This is a genomic window from Streptomyces sp. AK08-02 (assembly GCF_033795085.1).
In the GTDB taxonomy this organism is placed as follows: Bacteria; Actinomycetota; Actinomycetes; order Streptomycetales; family Streptomycetaceae; genus Streptomyces; species Streptomyces echiniscabiei.
Window position 1 is genome coordinate 382,917 of sequence record NZ_JARAZV010000008.1, and the last position, 17,129, is coordinate 400,045.

At 69.2% G+C, this 17,129-nt stretch carries 13 protein-coding genes and 1 pseudogene; 4 read left to right on the top strand and 10 right to left on the bottom strand.

Annotation, left to right across the window (positions count from 1 at the left end):
* Window positions 1–30: 30 nt before the first annotated feature.
* The 6 genes from PV734_RS19130 to PV734_RS19155 are packed head-to-tail and all read right to left on the bottom strand — an operon-like array spanning window position 31 to window position 6,756.
* Window positions 31–1,059, bottom strand: a complete 1,029-nt coding sequence (locus PV734_RS19130) for an oligopeptide/dipeptide ABC transporter ATP-binding protein (RefSeq protein ID WP_319290449.1) — start codon at window positions 1,057–1,059, stop codon at window positions 31–33.
* Window positions 1,056–2,081 carry an ABC transporter ATP-binding protein gene (locus PV734_RS19135; RefSeq protein ID WP_319290451.1) on the bottom strand — a complete coding sequence of 342 codons (1,026 nt, stop codon included), beginning with the start codon at window positions 2,079–2,081 and terminating at the stop codon, window positions 1,056–1,058. The genes PV734_RS19130 and PV734_RS19135 overlap by 4 nt, the downstream gene beginning before the upstream one ends.
* Entirely contained in the window at window positions 2,074–3,042 is a 969-nt protein-coding gene (locus PV734_RS19140; protein WP_319091093.1) for an ABC transporter permease, read from the bottom strand. Before PV734_RS19140 ends, PV734_RS19135 begins: the two co-directional genes overlap by 8 nt.
* A 4-nt stretch (window positions 3,043–3,046) precedes the next feature.
* Window positions 3,047–4,078: an ABC transporter permease gene (locus PV734_RS19145; RefSeq protein WP_319091092.1), complete on the bottom strand. Its 1,032-nt coding sequence runs from the start codon at window positions 4,076–4,078 to the stop codon at window positions 3,047–3,049.
* Entirely contained in the window at window positions 4,075–5,805 is a 1,731-nt protein-coding gene (locus tag PV734_RS19150; RefSeq protein ID WP_319091090.1) for an ABC transporter substrate-binding protein, read from the bottom strand. The genes PV734_RS19145 and PV734_RS19150 overlap by 4 nt, the downstream gene beginning before the upstream one ends.
* A gap of 54 nt (window positions 5,806–5,859) precedes the next feature.
* Entirely contained in the window at window positions 5,860–6,756 is an 897-nt protein-coding gene (locus PV734_RS19155) for a proline iminopeptidase-family hydrolase (RefSeq protein WP_319290453.1), read from the bottom strand.
* Window positions 6,757–6,904: 148 nt separating this feature from the next.
* Between PV734_RS19155 and PV734_RS19160 the strand changes: the two genes are divergently transcribed.
* Entirely contained in the window at window positions 6,905–7,792 is an 888-nt protein-coding gene (locus PV734_RS19160; RefSeq protein ID WP_319091088.1) for a FadR/GntR family transcriptional regulator, read from the top strand.
* Window positions 7,793–7,938: 146 nt separating this feature from the next.
* On the opposite strand, the gene PV734_RS19165 is transcribed toward PV734_RS19160, so the two are convergent.
* A complete protein-coding gene (locus PV734_RS19165) occupies window positions 7,939–10,158 on the bottom strand; it encodes an NADP-dependent isocitrate dehydrogenase (protein ID WP_319290455.1) in 2,220 nt (739 codons plus the stop codon).
* A gap of 190 nt (window positions 10,159–10,348) precedes the next feature.
* Between PV734_RS19165 and PV734_RS19170 the strand changes: the two genes are divergently transcribed.
* Entirely contained in the window at window positions 10,349–11,914 is a 1,566-nt protein-coding gene (locus PV734_RS19170) for a M1 family metallopeptidase (protein ID WP_319290457.1), read from the top strand.
* 14 nt (window positions 11,915–11,928) lie between these two features.
* Here PV734_RS19170 and PV734_RS19175 read toward each other — a convergent pair whose 3' ends face one another.
* Complete coding sequence (locus PV734_RS19175) at window positions 11,929–13,053, bottom strand: mechanosensitive ion channel family protein (protein WP_319091085.1); 1,125 nt, start codon at window positions 13,051–13,053, stop codon at window positions 11,929–11,931.
* A gap of 209 nt (window positions 13,054–13,262) precedes the next feature.
* Window positions 13,263–14,144 (bottom strand): annotated as a pseudogene (locus PV734_RS19180) (GTP-binding protein); the annotation flags it as partial.
* Window positions 14,145–14,179: 35 nt separating this feature from the next.
* Here PV734_RS19180 and PV734_RS19185 point away from each other — a divergent pair.
* Window positions 14,180–15,685, top strand: a complete 1,506-nt coding sequence (locus tag PV734_RS19185; RefSeq protein WP_319290459.1) for a recombinase family protein — start codon at window positions 14,180–14,182, stop codon at window positions 15,683–15,685.
* 443 nt (window positions 15,686–16,128) lie between these two features.
* On the opposite strand, the gene PV734_RS19190 is transcribed toward PV734_RS19185, so the two are convergent.
* The gene (locus tag PV734_RS19190; protein WP_319290461.1) at window positions 16,129–16,638 is read right to left on the bottom strand and encodes a hypothetical protein; all 510 of its coding nucleotides are present in this window, start codon (window positions 16,636–16,638) and stop codon (window positions 16,129–16,131) included.
* Window positions 16,639–16,779: 141 nt separating this feature from the next.
* Between PV734_RS19190 and PV734_RS19195 the strand changes: the two genes are divergently transcribed.
* A complete protein-coding gene (locus tag PV734_RS19195) occupies window positions 16,780–17,016 on the top strand; it encodes a helix-turn-helix transcriptional regulator (RefSeq protein WP_319290463.1) in 237 nt (78 codons plus the stop codon).
* Window positions 17,017–17,129: the final 113 nt, after the last annotated feature.

The window sequence follows — 17,129 nt, forward strand, 5'->3', positions numbered from 1 at the left end:
CACTCCCGCAACCGCTCCCGCCCGCCGCTCTCACCCCGCGGTCACCAGCGGGTAGTGGCAGGCGACCGCACTCCCCGCCGCCGTCGTGACCAGCCGGGGCCGCTCCACGGCGCACACCTCCCGCGCGTACGGACACCGGGTGTGGAAGGTGCAACCGGCCGGTTCGGCCACCGGGTCGGGTACGTCCCCGGTGAGGACGATCCGCTCTCGGCGCGGCGCGTCGGGGGCGCCGGTCCCGTCGTCGATCTCCGGGACCGCAGACATCAGCGCCTCGGTGTAGGGGTGCGCGGGAGCCTCGTACAGCGTCTCCGTGTCGGCGAGTTCGACGATCTCACCGAGATACATGACCGCGATCCGGTCCGACACATGACGGACCACGCCCAGGTCGTGCGCGATGAAGACGTACGTCAGCCCGAACTCGTCCTGGAGATCGGCGAACAGGTTCAGCACCTGCGCCTGGATCGACACGTCGAGCGCGGACACCGGTTCGTCGGCGACGACCAGCTTCGGGGACGTCGCCAACGCCCGCGCGATTCCGATGCGTTGACGCTGCCCGCCGGAGAACTCGTGCGGGTACCGGTCCAGATGGGCCGCCGCGAGCCCCACCACGTCGAACAGCTCGGTCACCCGGCGCCGGACGGCGGCGGCATCCCCGTACCGGTGGATGAGCAGTGGCTCAGCCACGATGTCCCCGGCCCGGCGGCGCGGGTTCAGGGAGGCCTGCGGATCCTGGAAGACGAGCTGCATCCCCGGTCGTACGGGGCGCAGCCGACGTGCGGACAGCGTGGTGATGTCCTGCCCGTCGAACTCGACGCGCCCGCCGGTGATGTCGGTGAGCCGGACCAGACAGCGGCCGAGCGTCGACTTCCCGCAGCCGGACTCGCCGACGATGCCGAGGGTTTCGCCCCGCCGCACCTCCAGCGAGACCCCGTCCACGGCCCGCAGCACCTTGCGGCGCCGGGTGAGGGAGTCGCCGCGCAGGGGGTAGTGCTTGGTGACGTCCGTGGCGCGCAACAGCAGGCCGGCGCCGCCGGTTCCGGTCTGGGGGGCCGTGGTCACGGTGCCGCCTTTCTGTCCAGTGTGGAGTGCGCCGTACGGGCCGACGCGCGTTCCTCGGCCGGCAGCCAGCAGGCGTCGAGATGCCCCGACTCACCGCGCAGTACCGGGCGTTCGGCGCACCGGTCGTGCCGCGCCGGGCAGCGCGGCGCGAACGCGCACCCCTCCGGCACGCTGTCCGGCGACACGGGCACGCCCGCGATGGTGGGCAGCCGACGCAGCCGCGGCCCGCCGACCCGGGGCACCGAGTCGAGCAGCCCCCAGGTGTACGGATGCCGGGGACCGTGGAACACGGCCCGGCGCGGGCCCTCCTCGGCAGCCCGCCCGCCGTACATCACCAGCACCCGGTCGGCGGTCTCGGACACCACACCCATGTCGTGCGTGATGAGCACCACCGCCGAACCGCGCTGGTTCAACTCCCGCATCAGATCGAGGATCTGGGCCTGGATCGTCACATCGAGCGCGGTGGTCGGCTCGTCCGCGATCAGCAGTGCCGGACCGCAGGAGAGGGCCATCGCGATGACCGCCCGCTGCCGCATCCCGCCCGAGAACTCGTGCGGGTAGGCGTCGACCCGCGAGGCGGCGTCCGGGATGCCCACGTCGGACAGCAGCTCGACCGCCCGCGCGAGCGCCTCCTTCCGGGACACCTTCTCGTGCGTCCGGATCTGTTCGGCGATCTGTCGGCCGACCGTGTACACCGGCGTCAGCGCGGTCATCGGGTCCTGGAAGACCATGGCGATCTCCCGGCCGCGCACCGACCGCATCTCCTTGTCGGGGAGGGTGAGCAAGTCCCGTCCACGGAACCGGACTTCGCCCGTGACGGTGACGTTCGGACTGGTGAGCAGCCGCAGCACGGCCAGCATCGAGACGCTCTTGCCGGAGCCCGACTCGCCGACCACGCCCAGGATCTCGCCGGGGGCGACCGAGAAGGACAGCCCGTCCACGGCCGTGACCGTGCCGGTGCGGGTACGGAAGGAGATCCGCAGATCCCGTACGTCGAGAAGGGGTTCAGAAGGTTCAGACATGGCGAGCCCTCGGATCGAGTCGCGCGTACAGGATGTCGACCAGCGCGTTGGCGAGGACCACGAAGAACGCCGCGTACATGACCGTCCCCATGATCACGGGCAGGTCCAGGTTCTGCAGCGCGTCGAAGGTGAGCTTGCCGACGCCGGGCAGGCCGAAGACGACCTCGGTCAGCAGGGCCGAGCCGCCCACCAGGGCGCCGAAGTCCAGGCCGAACAGCGACACGATCGGGATGAGCGAACAGCGCAGCGCGTGCCGTACCAGGATCCGTCGCTCGGACAGCCCCTTGGCTCGGGCGGTGCGTACGTAGTCCTCGCCGAGCGCGCTGACGACCTCGCCGCGCAGCAGCCGGGCGTAGATACCGGCGTACAGCAGGGCCAGGGTCAGCCACGGGAAGAGCAGGTGCAGCGCCCACTGGCCGGGGTCCCTGGTCAGGTCCACGTACCCGGGCGGCGGTACCCAGGAGAACACCGAGTCGTGCAGCCGCTTCTGGGTGAGGAGGTTGACGACCTCGCCGAGCCAGTAGGCGGGCAGCGAGACACCGACGACCCCGACCAGCATGATCAGCGGGTCGGCGGCCGTGCCGCGCAGGGCGGCGGCCACCGTGCCCATGAGGATGCCGACCGTCATCCAGATGACCGCGGCCCCGATCACCAGCGACAGCGTCACCGGCATGGCCTGCGTGATCTGCGGGATGACCTTCGAGCCGCGGTTGACGAACGACTCCAGGTCCCGGTCGATCAAGAGGTGCCGCATCATCAGCAGATAGCGGACGGGCAGCGGCCGGTCCAGGCCGAAGGAGTGCCGTACCTGGGCGAGGGTGGCCGGGTCGGCGTTGCGGCCCGCGATACGGGCGGCGGGGTCGACTCCCGGGGTGGCGAAGAAGATCAGGAACACCAGCACACTGATCGCGAACATCACCAGGAGCGCGGAGAGGAAGCGCCGGAGCGCGAAGTACAGCATCGGTTCACACCCCTCCGCGCAGTCGGGCGTTCGGGTCGAGGGCGTCGCGCACCCCGTCGCCGAGCACGTTGAGGGCCGCCGTCGTCAGCGCGATGAGCAGTCCGGGCGCGATCGTCACGGCCGGGCGGGTGTACAGCAGCCCGAGGCCGTCCTCGATGATCGTGCCCCAACTGGCGTCGGGCGGCTGGACGCCGACGGACAGGAAGGACAGCGCCGACTCCGTGAGCATCGCCAGCGCGGTCATCAGCGGCAGGAACACGATCGCGGTGGGCAGCACGTTCGGCAGCACCTCCCGCCGCATCACCCGCAGCGCGGGCGCGCCCGACCCGATGGACGCCTGGATGAACTCCTTGTTCCGCAGCACCAGCACCTGTCCGCGCATCGGCCGGGCCACGTACGGGACGTAGATCGCCGCGATGATCACGACGGGCAGCCACAGACTTCCCGCCTCGACGGTGACCGGTCCGAGAGTGAGCCCGTCGGTGAGGAGGACGACGGACAGACAGATGGCCAGCAGATAGACCGGGAAGGCCCAGATCACGTCCAGGACCCGGGAGATGACCGCGTCGACGACCCCGCCCGCGTACCCGGCGACGACCCCGACGGCCGTACCGACGACGCAGCACGCCAGCGCTGCCGCGACCCCGATGAACAGGCTGGTACGGCCGCCGTAGAGCAGCCGGGCCATGACGTCCCGGCCCTGGTTGTCGGAGCCGAGGAAGTAGTGGCCGAAGTCCCAGGTGGGGCCGATGGGCGTGACGCCGAGACCGAGGCCGGTGGTGCTCGGGGTGAGCACCGGGACCGTCCTGCCGTCGACGACCGTCGTCCCGGTCACCTGGGACTGGAACGGGTCGGTGTGCGCGATGTGGTCGGCGTACAGGGGAGCGCACAGGGTCACCGTGACGACGACGAGCAGAAGGAGGGCCGCGGCCACCGCCGACCTGTTGCGCAGCAGATCGGCGGCGGCGGTCCGCCAGGGGCCCGGCGAGCGCCTCCGGGCCTCGGGGGCGGCCGAGGGGGTCGCGATGCCGCTCACTTGACCCACAACTGCCCGACGAGCATGTAGAACTGCTTGCTGAACCGGTAGTTGCCGACCCGCTTCGACATGAAGTCGACGATCTTCGGGTTGATCACCGGGACCACGGGGGACTGCGCCATGATGTCCTGGTCGATCGTGCCCCACTGCTGGTCGGCGGCCTTCTGGTCGGTCTGCCCGGTCTTCAGCGCGGTCCGCATCCGGGCGTCGATCCCCTTGTCGCAGAACCCGGAGATGTTGATGCTGGAGTCGCTGCCCGGGTGGAAAGAGGCGCAGGACAGCAGCACGTTGAGGAAGTCGGAGGCGGCCGGGTAGTCCTGGTACCAGGACGTCAGTGCCAACTGCACCTTGTTCCTGGTGTTCTGGATGTACGTGAACTGGATGTTCGCGGACAGCGGCTTGAGCGTCGCCTTGTAGCCGAGCTGGGTCAGCAGACTCTGCAGGTACTGCCCGATCGACTTGTTCACCTCGTCGTCCTGGACGACGATGCCGACCTCCTGCCCGGCCGTCCCCGACTGCTTGACCAGCGCCTTCGCCTTGGCGAGGTCCGGCGCCGACCAGGTCTTCCCGTCGCCCTTCGTGTACTGGCATCTGTCGACGTGTCCGGGGAAGCCCGGCGGCAGGATCGTGCACGCGGGGGAGGCGAGGTTCTTGCCGCCGTACAACCCGACCACCGCGTCCCGGTCGACCGCCCAGTTGATGGCCTGACGCGCCAACTTGTTGTTGAACGGGGCCGAGTTGACGTTCAGCGTGACGTACCAGAACGCCGTCAGCGGATTGACGTGCGCCTGCGAGGCGTACTTTGTGCCGATCTCGCTCAACCGGTCGGCGGGCGGCGGGTCGTACATCCAGTCCGCCGAGCCGTTCTGCACGGCGGTCACCTCGGACTCGACGGTCTGCCCGAAGGTGTAGTCGACGTCGTCGGCGTAGGCCTGGGGCTGGGCCTCGCGGGACCACTCCTCGAAGTACGGGTTGCGGACCAGCTTGAGCGCCCGGTTCGGGTCGTACGAGGCCGCCATGTACGGGCCGGTCGTCGGGAGGGGCTTGGTACCCGCGTCCTTCGTCGGCGAGTTCTTCGGCAGGATGCTGGCGTGCGGAACGGCCAGCTTGTACGGGAACTCCGGGTCCGGTGCGGTCAGATGGACGGTGACCGTGCCGGCCGCCGCGTCACCGACGACGCCCTTGGCGAGCGTGCAGGAGGCCGGCGACCTGAGACAGGCGTCGGCGCCGACGATGCCGTTGTAGAAGGTGCCGGCGGTGGGGCTGGACACCTTGAAGATCCGCTGGAAGGACGCCACCACGTCGTCGGTGGTCACGGGCTTGCCGGTGGAGAACCTGACGCCCTTGCGGAGCGTGAAGGTGTACGTCTTCCCGCCGTCTCCGACCACCGGCATGGCCGCCGCGAGATCGGGGACGACGGTGAACGACTCCTGCCCGCCGGTCTTCCTGAACGCCAGCAGCCCGTCGTACATCGACTGGTACAACTGCCAGTACTGGAGCGTGTAGTTGACCTGCGGGTCGAGGGTTCCGGCGGCCGCGTGGGCGACCAGTTTCAGCGTGCCGCCCTTGTGTGCGGGCTGGAACGCGGCCGACTGGGCGCCGCCGGAGGTACCGGAGGTCGGGTCGGACGCGCCGCCGTCGTCGCCGGAGGACGAACAGGCGGTCGCGGTGAGGGCGAGGGCGGCGGTCACCGCGGCGAGGGCGGTGCGTCTGGTGATCCGGGGCATGGGCGGGAACTCCCGTCGGAGAAGCGGGCGTTGAAAGCGCGGGGGCGGGGTGACTCAGTCGGTGGAGTCGAGGAAGTCGCCGACGACCTGGAGGTACAGCTCCTCCTCCTCGACGTGCGGCATATGGCTGGAGTGCTCGAACATGTGCCAGCGCACATCGGGGACGAGGTCGGCGAAGGGCCGGAGCGTGTCGGGCGTCGCCTCGTCGTGGCGGCCGGACACCAGCAGCGTCGGTACGTCGATCAGGTGCAGCCGGTCGACGACCGACCACTCCTTCATGGTCCCGACGACATGGAACTCGTTCGGCCCGTTCATCGTGTGGTAGACGGTCGGGTCGGCCGCGATGTTGTCCCAGGTGGCCTGGACCTCGGCGGGCAACGGGACCGTACGGCACACATGGCGCTCGTAGAAGACCTGCTCGGCCGCGTGGTAGTCGGGGTGGTCGGTGGTCCCGGCCGTCTCGTGGGCGAGCAGGGTCTCCTGGACCTCGGGCGGGAGCGCGGAGCGCAGTTCGGCGGCGCCCGCCAGCCAGAGCTCCATGGAAGCGGGGGAGTTGGCGATGACCAGTCCCCGCAGCCCGGCCGGCCGGCGCACGGCGTGCTCGGCGGCGAGCATGCCGCCCCACGACTGGCCGAGCAGGTGGTAGGCGTCGGCGATGCCCAACTTCCTTAGCAGGTTGTCGAGTTCGTCGAGGAAGAGCTGGACGGTCCAGAAGCCGGCGCCCTCGTCGGGCAGATGGGCGGACCGTCCGATGCCGAGCTGGTCGTAGTGCACCACCGGGCGGCCCTGCTGGGCGATGCCCGCGATGCGGAGCGTGTAGTCGTGACCGGCGCCGGGGCCGCCGTGCAGGACCACCAGGGGAGTCCTGCCGGGTTCGCCGGTGATGCGGTACCAGGTGGACCAGCCGTTGAAGTCGATGGTCCCGGTGTGGTTCGGTTCGGGGATCGCCACTGAAGAGCCTCCGGGGAAGGGCAGAATCAAGCCGGTCGGCGTCTGAAAAGGAGTGGTGTTCGGGGATGGCTGACATACTGTTTGGGTAAATGCTCAGTCCACAAGACCTTTTAAGGCTTCTTAGCGGTGGCCCGGCAGAAGTAACCGCGTGTTCACGCGCCTGGAACCCGCGACCGACCGAGGAGGACCGCTGACCGTCGCATCGGAGTCACCACAACCGCCCGAGCCGCCCGAGCGACCAGCAGCCGGGGACGAGTTCTCGCGGGTGCTCGACCGTGCCCTGTCCGGTGGTGGTGCCCCCTCGCCCGAACTGCGCCCGGTGCGCGTGGCCTCGGCGGTCGACGAGGTCTCCGACCGGCTGCTCACCGCGATCGCCGTCGGCGACTTCCTGCCGGGGGAGCGGCTGCCTGTGGAGCGCGAGCTGATCACGCTGCTGGGGGTGAGCCGTCCCACGGTGCGTGAGGCTGTCGGCCGCCTCCAGGCGGTCGGTGTCATCGAGATCCGCCGGGGCCGCAACGGCGGCGCCTATGTGCGCGACAGCTGGACCGAGTCCTCCGGTGCCGCCGTCCGGCGCACCCTGGTGCCGCGCTGGGCGGAGTTCGAGCAACTCTTCGACCTGCGCGGGCTGGTGGAGGGGATGGTGGCGGCGACGGCGGCCCGGCGACGACGCCCCGAGGACCTCGTACCCATGCGCGACGCCCTGACCGCCTACCTGTCCGCGCGCGACCCGCGCGAGGAACACGCCGCCGACAGCGCCTTCCACCGCAGCGTCTGCGACGCCACGCACAATCCCCAGATCGCCATGCTCAGCCGCGACCTGCTCGCCCGCGCCAGCCTGGGCTTCCCGGTCGAACCCTGGGGCAAGGGCGAACGCACCCACTTCCACCGGGGCGGCGAGGACCACAGGGCCCTCTACGAGGCAATCGCCTCCGGCGACCCGGACCGAGCGGAGCGGATCGCCCGCGACCACTTCACCATCAGCGCGGACATGATCCGCGACGTACTGGCCAGGGTCAGGAACACCGACCCGTCATAAAAATGGGCTCCCGGGACGCAGATGCGCGTCCCGGGAGCCAAACGCTGAGCTGATGAACGGGGGTTGCGTTTAAGGGGCGCGGGGAACTGCGCGACCAGCCACAGCGGGCCCGCGCCCAAAAAACAACCGAACCACCCCGCCGAGCGCTAGCTCAGCGTCGCCAGCGTCTCGTTCCACGTGACCGACGGCCGCATGACCGTCTTCGCCTTCTCGACGTCCGGCTGGTAGTACCCACCGATGTCCGCCGGCTTCCCCTGAACGGCGATCAGCTCACCGACGATCGCGTCCGCGTTCGCGGTGAGCGCCTCGGCGAACGAGGCGAACGCCTTCGCCAGATCCGCGTCGTCCGTCTGCGCCGCCAGCTCCTGCGCCCAGTACAGGGACAGGAAGAAGTGGCTGCCACGGTTGTCGATGCCGCCGACACGGCGGGTCGGCGACTTGTCCTCGTTGAGGAAGGTCGCCGTCGCCCGGTCGAGCGTGTCGGCGAGCACCTGGGCACGCGCGTTGCCCGTGGTCGTCGCGAGGTGCTCGAAGCTGGCCGCCAGGGCGAAGAACTCACCCAGGCTGTCCCAGCGCAGGTAGTTCTCCTTGACGAGCTGCTGGACGTGCTTGGGCGCGCTGCCGCCGGCGCCCGTCTCGAACAGGCCGCCGCCCGCCATCAGCGGGACGACAGACAGCATCTTGGCGCTGGTGCCCAGCTCCAGGATCGGGAACAGGTCGGTCAGGTAGTCGCGCAGCACGTTGCCGGTCACCGAGATGGTGTCCTCGCCGCGCCGGATGCGCTCCACCGACAGCTTGGTCGCGTCGACCGGGTTCAGGATCCGGATGACCAGGCCCTCGGTGTCGTGCTCGTCCAGGTACGTGTTGACCTTGGCGATCAGGTTGGCGTCGTGCGCGCGGGTCTCGTCCAGCCAGAACACGGCCGGCGAGCCGGTCGCGCGGGCGCGGGTGACGGCCAGCTTCACCCAGTCCCTGATCGGGGCGTCCTTGGTCTGGCAGGCGCGGAAGATGTCACCGGCGGCGACGGCCTGCTCGATCACCACGTTGCCGGCCTGGTCGACGAGGCGGACCGTACCGGCGGCCGGGATCTCGAAGGTCTTGTCGTGGCTGCCGTACTCCTCGGCCTTCTGCGCCATCAGACCGACGTTCGGGACCGAGCCCATGGTCGACGGGTCGTAGGCGCCGTTGGCGCGGCAGTCGTCGATCGCGACCTGGTAGACGCCTGCGTACGAGGAGTCCGGGAGGACCGCCAGGGTGTCGGCCTCGCTGCCGTCCGGGCCCCACATGTGGCCGGAGGTGCGGATCATGGCCGGCATCGAGGCGTCGACGATGACGTCGGACGGCACGTGCAGGTTGGTGATGCCCTTGTCGGAGTCGACCATGGCCAGCTCCGGGCCCTCGGCCAGCTCGGCGTCGAAGGACGCCTTGATCGCGGCGCCCTCGGGCAGCGACTCCAGGCCCTTGTAGATGCCGCCGAGACCGTCGTTCGGGGACAGGCCGGCCGCCGCGAGGGTCTCGCCGTACTGGGCGAACGTCTTCGGGAAGAAGGCGCGCACGACGTGGCCGAAGATGATCGGGTCCGAGACCTTCATCATCGTGGCCTTGAGGTGCACGGAGAACAGCACGCCCTCCGCCTTGGCGCGGGCGATCTGCGCGGTGAGGAACTCGCGCAGCGCGGCGACGTGCAGGACGGAGGCGTCGACGACCTCGTCCGCGAGGACGGGTACGGACTCGCGCAGCACGCTGGTCGTGCCGTCCTCGCCCACCAGCTCGATGCGCAGCGAACCGGCCTCGGAGATCACCACGGACTTCTCGGTGGAGCGGAAGTCGTTCTGGCCCATCGTCGCGACGTTCGTCCTGGACTCGGGGGTCCAGGCGCCCATGCGGTGCGGGTGGGTCTTGGCGTAGTTCTTCACCGAGGCGGGGGCACGGCGGTCGGAGTTGCCCTCGCGCAGCACCGGGTTCACGGCGGAACCCTTGATCTTGTCGTACCGGGCGCGGATGTCGCGCTCCTCGTCCGACTTCGGGTCGTCGGGGTAGTCCGGCAGGGCGTAGCCCTGGCTCTGCAGCTCGGCGACGGCCGCCTTGAGCTGCGGGATCGACGCCGACACGTTCGGCAGCTTGATGATGTTCGCCTCGGGCGTCTTCGCCAGCTCACCGAGCTCGGAGAGGGCGTCCGCGATGCGCTGCCCCTCCTCCAGGTACTCCGGGAACACGGCGATGATGCGCCCGGCCAGCGAGATGTCCCGGGTCTCGACGTTCACCCCGGCCTGCGAGGCGTACGCCTGGATCACGGGCAGGAACGAGTGCGTCGCCAGTGCGGGCGCCTCGTCAGTGTGCGTGTAGATGATGGTCGAGTCAGTCACCGGGTGCTCCGCTCCACGTCTGCAACATTGCTCGACATCAAGATATCTCAGAGCTCGGTGCGGAAGTCGCTCGGGATCTCTTCGGGCGGTGATGCAACCGACTTCGCCGATCTTGTGGTCTAGGGGGTAGACCCGCACACCTGATCGACAGCCGGAGCTGACCACCCGGCTGCCAGAGCGAAAGCGACCCATGAGATATCGCACCAGACTGACGGCCCCTGCGGCAGCCCTGCTCGGTACGGCCGCGGCCACCACCCTGGCCTCCTCGGCCCACGCCGCGTCCGGGGGAGTATCCGCAGCGGCTTCGGGGGGCGACACCGCCGCCCCGGGGCCCGAGACCCTCGGTGACCCCGTCTACCCGGGTCTGGGGAACGACGGCTACCACGTCGCCGCCTACCACCTCGACCTCGCCTACGACGCCACGACCAAGCTGGTCGAGGGCGAGGCGACCCTGCGCATCCGCACCACCCAGGCGCTCAGCCGGCTCTCCCTCGACGCCCTCGGCCTGGACATCCGCGCCGTCCGCGTCGGAGGCCGTGCGGCCACGTACGAGCAGGTCGACGAGAAACTGCGGATCACGCCCGCCCGGGCGCTGCGGGAGGGCGCCTGGGCGACGGTCTGTGTCGAGTACGGCGCCGACCCGCGCCGCGCCCTGACCCACACCGCCTGGGTCCCCACCCCCGACGGCTTCGCCGTGTGCCCGCAGCCCAACTCGGCGCACACCGTCTTCCCGTGCAACGACCACCCGGTCGACAAGGCCGACTTCACGTGCCGGATCACCGTTCCGAACGGCCTGCGCGGAGTCGCCAGTGGTGCCCTTGTGCGCACGGAGAGCCTGGCGGGCGACCGGACCGCGTACACCTACCGCTCGGGCTCGCCGATCGCGACCGAGCTCGTGCAGATCACCGTCGGCGACTACGTGGTGAAGGACCGGCAGGGCCCGCACGGGCTGCCGCTGCGGGACGTCGTCCCGGTCGCGCGCGCCGAGGCCCTCGAACCGGCGCTGGCGCTGACCCCGGGCCTGGTGGCATGGCTCGAACAGCGGCTCGGTGCCTACCCGTTCGAGACGTACGGCCTGCTGCCGTGCAACTCGGACGACCCGGCCGCCTTCGACTTCACCGGCCTGGAGACGCAGACCCTCACGCTGTACAAGCCGAACTACCTCCTCCAGGCGGAGCGGTTCATCGGGTCGCACATGATGCACGAGCTGGTCCACTCCTACTTCGGCAACAGTGTCAGCCCCGGCACCTGGGCCGACCTCTGGCTCAACGAGGGCCACGCCGACTTCTACGGACTGCTCTACCGCTACGAGCGCGGCTGGACCGACTCCCTCGGCCTGACCACCATGGAAGCGCGCATGAAGAACACGTACGCGCGCGGCGACCAGTGGCGCCGTACCTCCGGGCCGGTCGCGGCCCCCAACGAGGCCAACCTCTTCGACAGCCAGCGCTACCTGGGCGGCGTCCTCGTCCTCTACGCGCTGCGTGAGTTCGTCGGTGAGGCCACCTTCGGTTCGATCGAGCGAACCTTCCTCGACCGCTACCGCAACGCCTCGGCGACGACCGAGAACTACATCTCGGTCGCCTCCGAGATCGCCGGCCAGGACCTCTCCGGCTTCCTGCGGGACTGGCTGTACGGCACGACGACACCGCGGATGCCCGGTCACCCGGACTGGACGGTCACCCCGGTGTCCACGTCACTGCTCGCGCCGAAGAACCGTACGGCCGGCCATCACGACAACTCCGCGACCCTCTGACTGAGGCGCGCGTCTCATCTGTCGAGCAGGGCGGACGACGGTCCGCCCTGCTCCAGGCCGAACCCCAGGTCGGGGTCCCCGTGGCCGCCGCGCTGCTGCGGAATGACCACCGCGCCCTGCTGCAGGGCGACCGTCCGCGCCGGCGCCGGGATGCTGATGCCCTCCGCCCGGTAGCGCCGGTGCAGTCGCTTGATGAACTCGTGCTTGATCCGGAACTGGTCGCTGAACTCGCCGACCCCCAGGATCACCGTGAACCCGATCCGCGAGTCGCCGAAGGTGTGGAAGCGCACCAGCGGCTCGTGCTCCGGGACGGCGCCGGTGATCTCCGTCATCACCTCGGTCACCACCTCGCAGGTGACCCGCTCGACCTGCTCCAGGTCGCTGTCGTAGGCGACGCCGACCTGGACCAGGATCGTCAGCATCTGCTCGGGGCGGTTGAAGTTGGTCATGTTGGTCCCGGCGAGCTGCCCGTTCGGGATGATGACCAGGTTGTTGGAGAGCTGGCGGATCGTCGTCTGGCGCCAGTTGATGTCGACGACGTATCCCTCCTCGCCGCTGCTCAGCTTGATGTAGTCACCGGGCTGGACGGTCTTCGAAGCGAGGATGTGGATGCCCGCGAAGAGGTTGGCGAGGGTGTCCTGGAGGGCGAGCGCGACGGCCAGACCGCCGACTCCCAGGGCGGTGAGCATCGGCGCTATGGACACGCCCAGCGTCTGGAGCACCACCAGGAAGCCCAGGGCCAGGATGACGACCCTGATGATGTTGACGAAGATCGTCGCCGAGCCGGCCACCGCCGACCGGGACTGGGTGACGGTGCGCACCAGCGTGCTGACCACTCTCGCGGTCGTCAGCGTGGTGACGGCGATCAGCAGCACGGTCAGCGTCTGGTTGACGTTGTGCCCGACCGTCCTCGTCAGGGGCAGCGCGGCGGCCGCTGCCGCCGCGCCCCCGGTGAACGCCGACCACGGCACCACCGTGCGCAGCGCGTCCACGATGACGTCGTCCCCGCTCCAGCGGGTGCGGTCCGCGTGCCTGCCCAGCCAGCGCAGCAGCATGCGCAGCAGGAAGGCCGCCAGCAGGCCGACGGCGAGGGCGATGCCCGCGACGACCAGATCGTCCACGGTGAGTTCTCGCTTCACCGCTCACCTCCGAGGAGTGGTTCCGCGGCGCCCCGCGCCACCGACGGCCGGATGTGAAGTCTCGTCACTTGCCACCTGTTCGAATGTGCGAAAAGTTCTGAATGCGCGATCAGTCCCCGGACGTCTGTACGACGTCCGGCGACCGCTCATCCTGCCGTATCCGGCCGACCGATCGTCACCGAGCAGTGGCAAACCCGCCATTGAGCAGCTCAGGCGGGGAGCGCGTCACAGACGTCCGCCGGATGCACCTCCCACGCGGGGAAGGGGTCCTCGTCCGCCATGTGTGCCAAGCCCGCTGCGCCCGCGGCCAGTTCGTCCTCCGTCAACAGGCAGCGTGACAGCGCCAGTCGCAGCGTCTGGCGACGCAGGTCGGTGCCGATGAACACCAACTCCTGCCCCTGTACGGGGGATTCGTCACCCGGGGCGGCACCCGTCGCGATCGGCTCGAAGCGGGCCACCGAACCGGCCTGGGACCACAGACCCGTGGTGCCGGGGCGGGAGGCGAGGGTGAAGAAGCCCTTGGAGCGCAGTACTCGGCCGTAGTGGCCCGCGTCGAGCGGACCGGTGAGCAGGTCCCAGAGGCGGCCCGGATGGAAGGGGCGCGGGTCGCGCAGTACGAGCGAGGAGATGCCGTGCTCCTCCGTCTCCGGCACATGGTCGCTGTTCAACTCGGCCACCCAGCCCGGCGCCTGCTCCGCCTTCTCCAGGTCGAACAGGCCCGTGCCGAGGAGTTCGGCGGGATCGATCGTGCCGCGGACGGTGCGGTGGACGCGGGCGGCCGGGTTGAGGCGCCGCAGGGTCGCCGCCAGGCGGTCGGCCGCCTCCTCGGAGACCAGGTCGGTCTTGTTGAGGAGGATGACGTCGGCGAACTCGATCTGGTCGACGAGGAGATCGCTCACCGTGCGCTCGTCGCCCTCGACCGGGGTGATCCCGCGTTCCAGCAGGTCGTCGCCGCGGTCCAGTTCCGGCAGGAAGTTCACCGCGTCGACGACCGTGACCATGGTGTCCAGGCGGGAGACGTCCAGCAGACTCGCACCGTCGTCCCGGGCGAAGGCGAAGGTGGCGGCCACGGGCATGGGCTCGGAGATTCCTTGCTAGTGGCCGCAATTATGTTGTGAACTGAGGCATGGCAGAAGACCTGATCGCGCGCGACTACCGGCGTCTGTCCGACCGCAAGGGCGGCACGAGCGTCAAAGACCAGGGCGTCGACAACGCGGCCTCCGCCGCCGAGAACGGCTGGGTGCTTCACAGCAAGCCGTATGTCGACGACGGACTCTCGGCGTCGCGATACGCCAAGAAGAAGCGCGACGACTTTGAGCAGCTGCTCGCCGATCTGCAGAGCGGGCCGTCGGGCCGTGAGAGCCAGTTTGGCGCCGACGTACTCATGCTCTGGGAGTCATCCCGAGGCTCCCGCAAGGTCGGTGAATGGGTCTCCTTCATCGAGCTGTGCGAAGAGAAGCGAGTGCGCATCTGGGTCACCACGCACGAGCGGTTGTACGACCCGAGTAACGGCCGCGACCGGAAGTCCCTCATCGAGGACGCCGTCGACTCGGAGTACGAGTCCTACAAGACCCACCGGCGGGTCAGTCGCAGCGCGGCAGCCCAGGCGCGCCTCGGCCGCCCGTACGGGGAGGCGCCCTACGGACTCATGCCGGTCTACGACCCGAAGACCGGCAAGCTGGCCAACTGGGTGGAAGACCCCGCTCGCTCGATCGTCGCCCGGGAGCTCTTCCGTCTGTTGGAGCGGCATGTGTCCATGGGGGAAATCACCCGACGGTTCGAGAGACGCGGGTACACGAACAGATCCGGGCGGCCCTTCACGCATGAGCACCTGGCCGACATGGCGCGGCGACACTCCTACGCAGGCATCCGGGCGTACAAGGGCACCCTCTACGAGGCAGTCTGGGACGGGATCGTGCCCCAGAAGCGTTTCTGGAACGTGCAGCGATTTCTCGACACCCCTGGCCGTGCCACCTACCGGGGCGGTGGGGCCCGGCACGAGCTGACAGCCGGCCTGCTCTGCGCCAAGTGCGACGGCCCGTTCCGCGTGCAAGACGACAACTCCAACAGGAGGAAGCCGACGTACAGGTGTCAGGCGGGCTGCATGAACATTCAGAAGGCGCCCGTCGACGACCTACTCATCGGCAGGGAGGGAGACTTGGGGCTGTTGTTGGAGTACCTCGCTCGGGAGGACATCTACGAGCTCCTGGCCGCCCCGCCCAGCAGTGACGCCAGCTTGGTGGACCTGCAGACGCGACTCGCCGCGGCCCGTGCGGAGCGGGACGAGATGAGAGACGCCAAGGGGGCCAACCTCGCCCAGGTGCTCGTCCTCGCGAACTCCCTCGCCGCCAAAGAGCTGGAGGTGGCTGGCATGGAAGCGCAAGAGCGAGAGCTGACGCTGCCCTCGGTGGTCCTGAGCATCATCAAACCTGGTGTCGATGTCTGGCAGTCATGGTGCGAGGCGCCGATCGCTGGCCGGCGCCAGCTCGTGCGGCTGATCCTCTCCCCGCGCTACCTCGGCTATCCCTACGTCCTGCCGAGCCCGCGGACAGGCCCGAACCAGCCCGTCCTCGAACGCATTGTGTGGCGGAACGTCAGGGGTGCGATTCCCGCGCTCGCCGACCGCGAGTAGTCCGGTCCGGCTGCGTGCGCTCGCAGCCAGCAGGCGGGCCCGGAGCCGGGACGGCGTCGCGTCCGGACAGCATGCGCAGATGGGCCTTGGAGCGAATCTCTACGACGCCATCCGATGCCCTGGGGGCGCTGTTCTCGTCGGCCGCCGGGGCAGCGCGAGTCAGTTGGCGAAACGTTTCTACACCGGCGACGACAGCAGTGCTTGCGTCATTGACCCTTCGTTCTCGTTCGGTTCTGCGCTCCATTTTGTGCAGCTTGAGTACCAGCATGGTCGCCACCGTCAGCACCGCCCCGGCTGCAACGGCCGCTACCACTTGGGCAAAATCCGCCACCCTGCACCTCCCCTGTTTATTGCGTGCATGTGGCATTTGCGTGGGGAGTGTTCACTCTGCGCTCACGAAGGATCACGGTCACGCATATATCTGCATCGTGACCGGAACGTTACTAACCTGCTTGATGGTGGGGAGGGGTCTCCGGGTGGGCCTCCAGGGGGTTGGCGGGCACGTGTGCCTGCACGATTTTGTGATAGGCGCGGCGCCAAGCCTCCTCTGCGTCCGCTGGTGACAGGCCCAACTCCCTGATCTGCGCCGCCATGAGGCGCGCCGCGAGCTCCAGCTCTTGATCCAGTGTTGGTGCAGTCTGTCGAGCCTCGGCCTCCCTGGCAGCGGCGCGACTGTCCGCGTATTCGCTGGCCGCTCGGTCTATGGCTGTCTGCATCTCGACAGTGACGGCCTCGCCGCCGTCGAGAATGGCGTACACGCTGCCGGGGGCCCACTGCAGGGCCTCGTCCAGGGTGCGCGCCGTCAGCTCGGCCGGGCGGTAATCCCCTTTGCGGATCGCCCTCAGCGCCTCATATGAGATTTGCGCGTCTCGCGCGAGCTCGCGCCAGTTCAAGCGCAGCTCCAGGCGCCGCGCACTCATCGCCTTGTCGAGCCGCTCGTGCGGTTGTGGCATCAGAACCCCTTCTGACCAGCGAAACGCAGGCTAACGCAACTTACCGCAATAGGCGGAAGGTCGCTTACATGCCTGCAACTTGCGGCAACTTGCGCTCCAGAGGGTTGCTGACTTGTGGCCTCCTGCGTTAGCTTGTGGCTCATGCCAAGCGAAACAACAAGTCGAGTGAAGCAGCAACGGCTGCGGTGCGGCATGACTCAGCAGGATCTGGCCGATAAGTGCCGAGCAGTAGGAGTTTCTGTCGACGAGTCGCAGATCAGCCGGATCGAACGCGGGATCTACACGCCGCGACCCCGGCTCCGGGCCGCGCTGGCGGGCCTTCTCGGGCTCGACGTGGAGGAGATCGGGCTCCAAGAGCCGTCACGGAGCGCGGCGTGACTGCGGCGGAGCGGCGGGCGTACATCCGCCGGATCGTCGACGCCGCGCCGCCCCTCAGCGCAGAGGACGCCGACCTTGTTCGCGCCGTGCTCCCGCTGAGCGCCCGTTACGGC

Coding starts and splice junctions, on each gene's coding strand:
- PV734_RS19135 (WP_319290451.1), bottom strand. CDS start 2,081: ATGTCTGAACCTTCTGAACCCCTTCTCGACGTACGGGATCTGCGGATC.
- PV734_RS19140 (WP_319091093.1), bottom strand. CDS start 3,042: ATGCTGTACTTCGCGCTCCGGCGCTTCCTCTCCGCGCTCCTGGTGATG.
- PV734_RS19150 (WP_319091090.1), bottom strand. CDS start 5,805: ATGCCCCGGATCACCAGACGCACCGCCCTCGCCGCGGTGACCGCCGCC.
- PV734_RS19170 (WP_319290457.1), top strand. CDS start 10,349: ATGAGATATCGCACCAGACTGACGGCCCCTGCGGCAGCCCTGCTCGGT.
- PV734_RS19185 (WP_319290459.1), top strand. CDS start 14,180: ATGGCAGAAGACCTGATCGCGCGCGACTACCGGCGTCTGTCCGACCGC.
- PV734_RS19190 (WP_319290461.1), bottom strand. CDS start 16,638: ATGCCACAACCGCACGAGCGGCTCGACAAGGCGATGAGTGCGCGGCGC.
- PV734_RS19195 (WP_319290463.1), top strand. CDS start 16,780: ATGCCAAGCGAAACAACAAGTCGAGTGAAGCAGCAACGGCTGCGGTGC.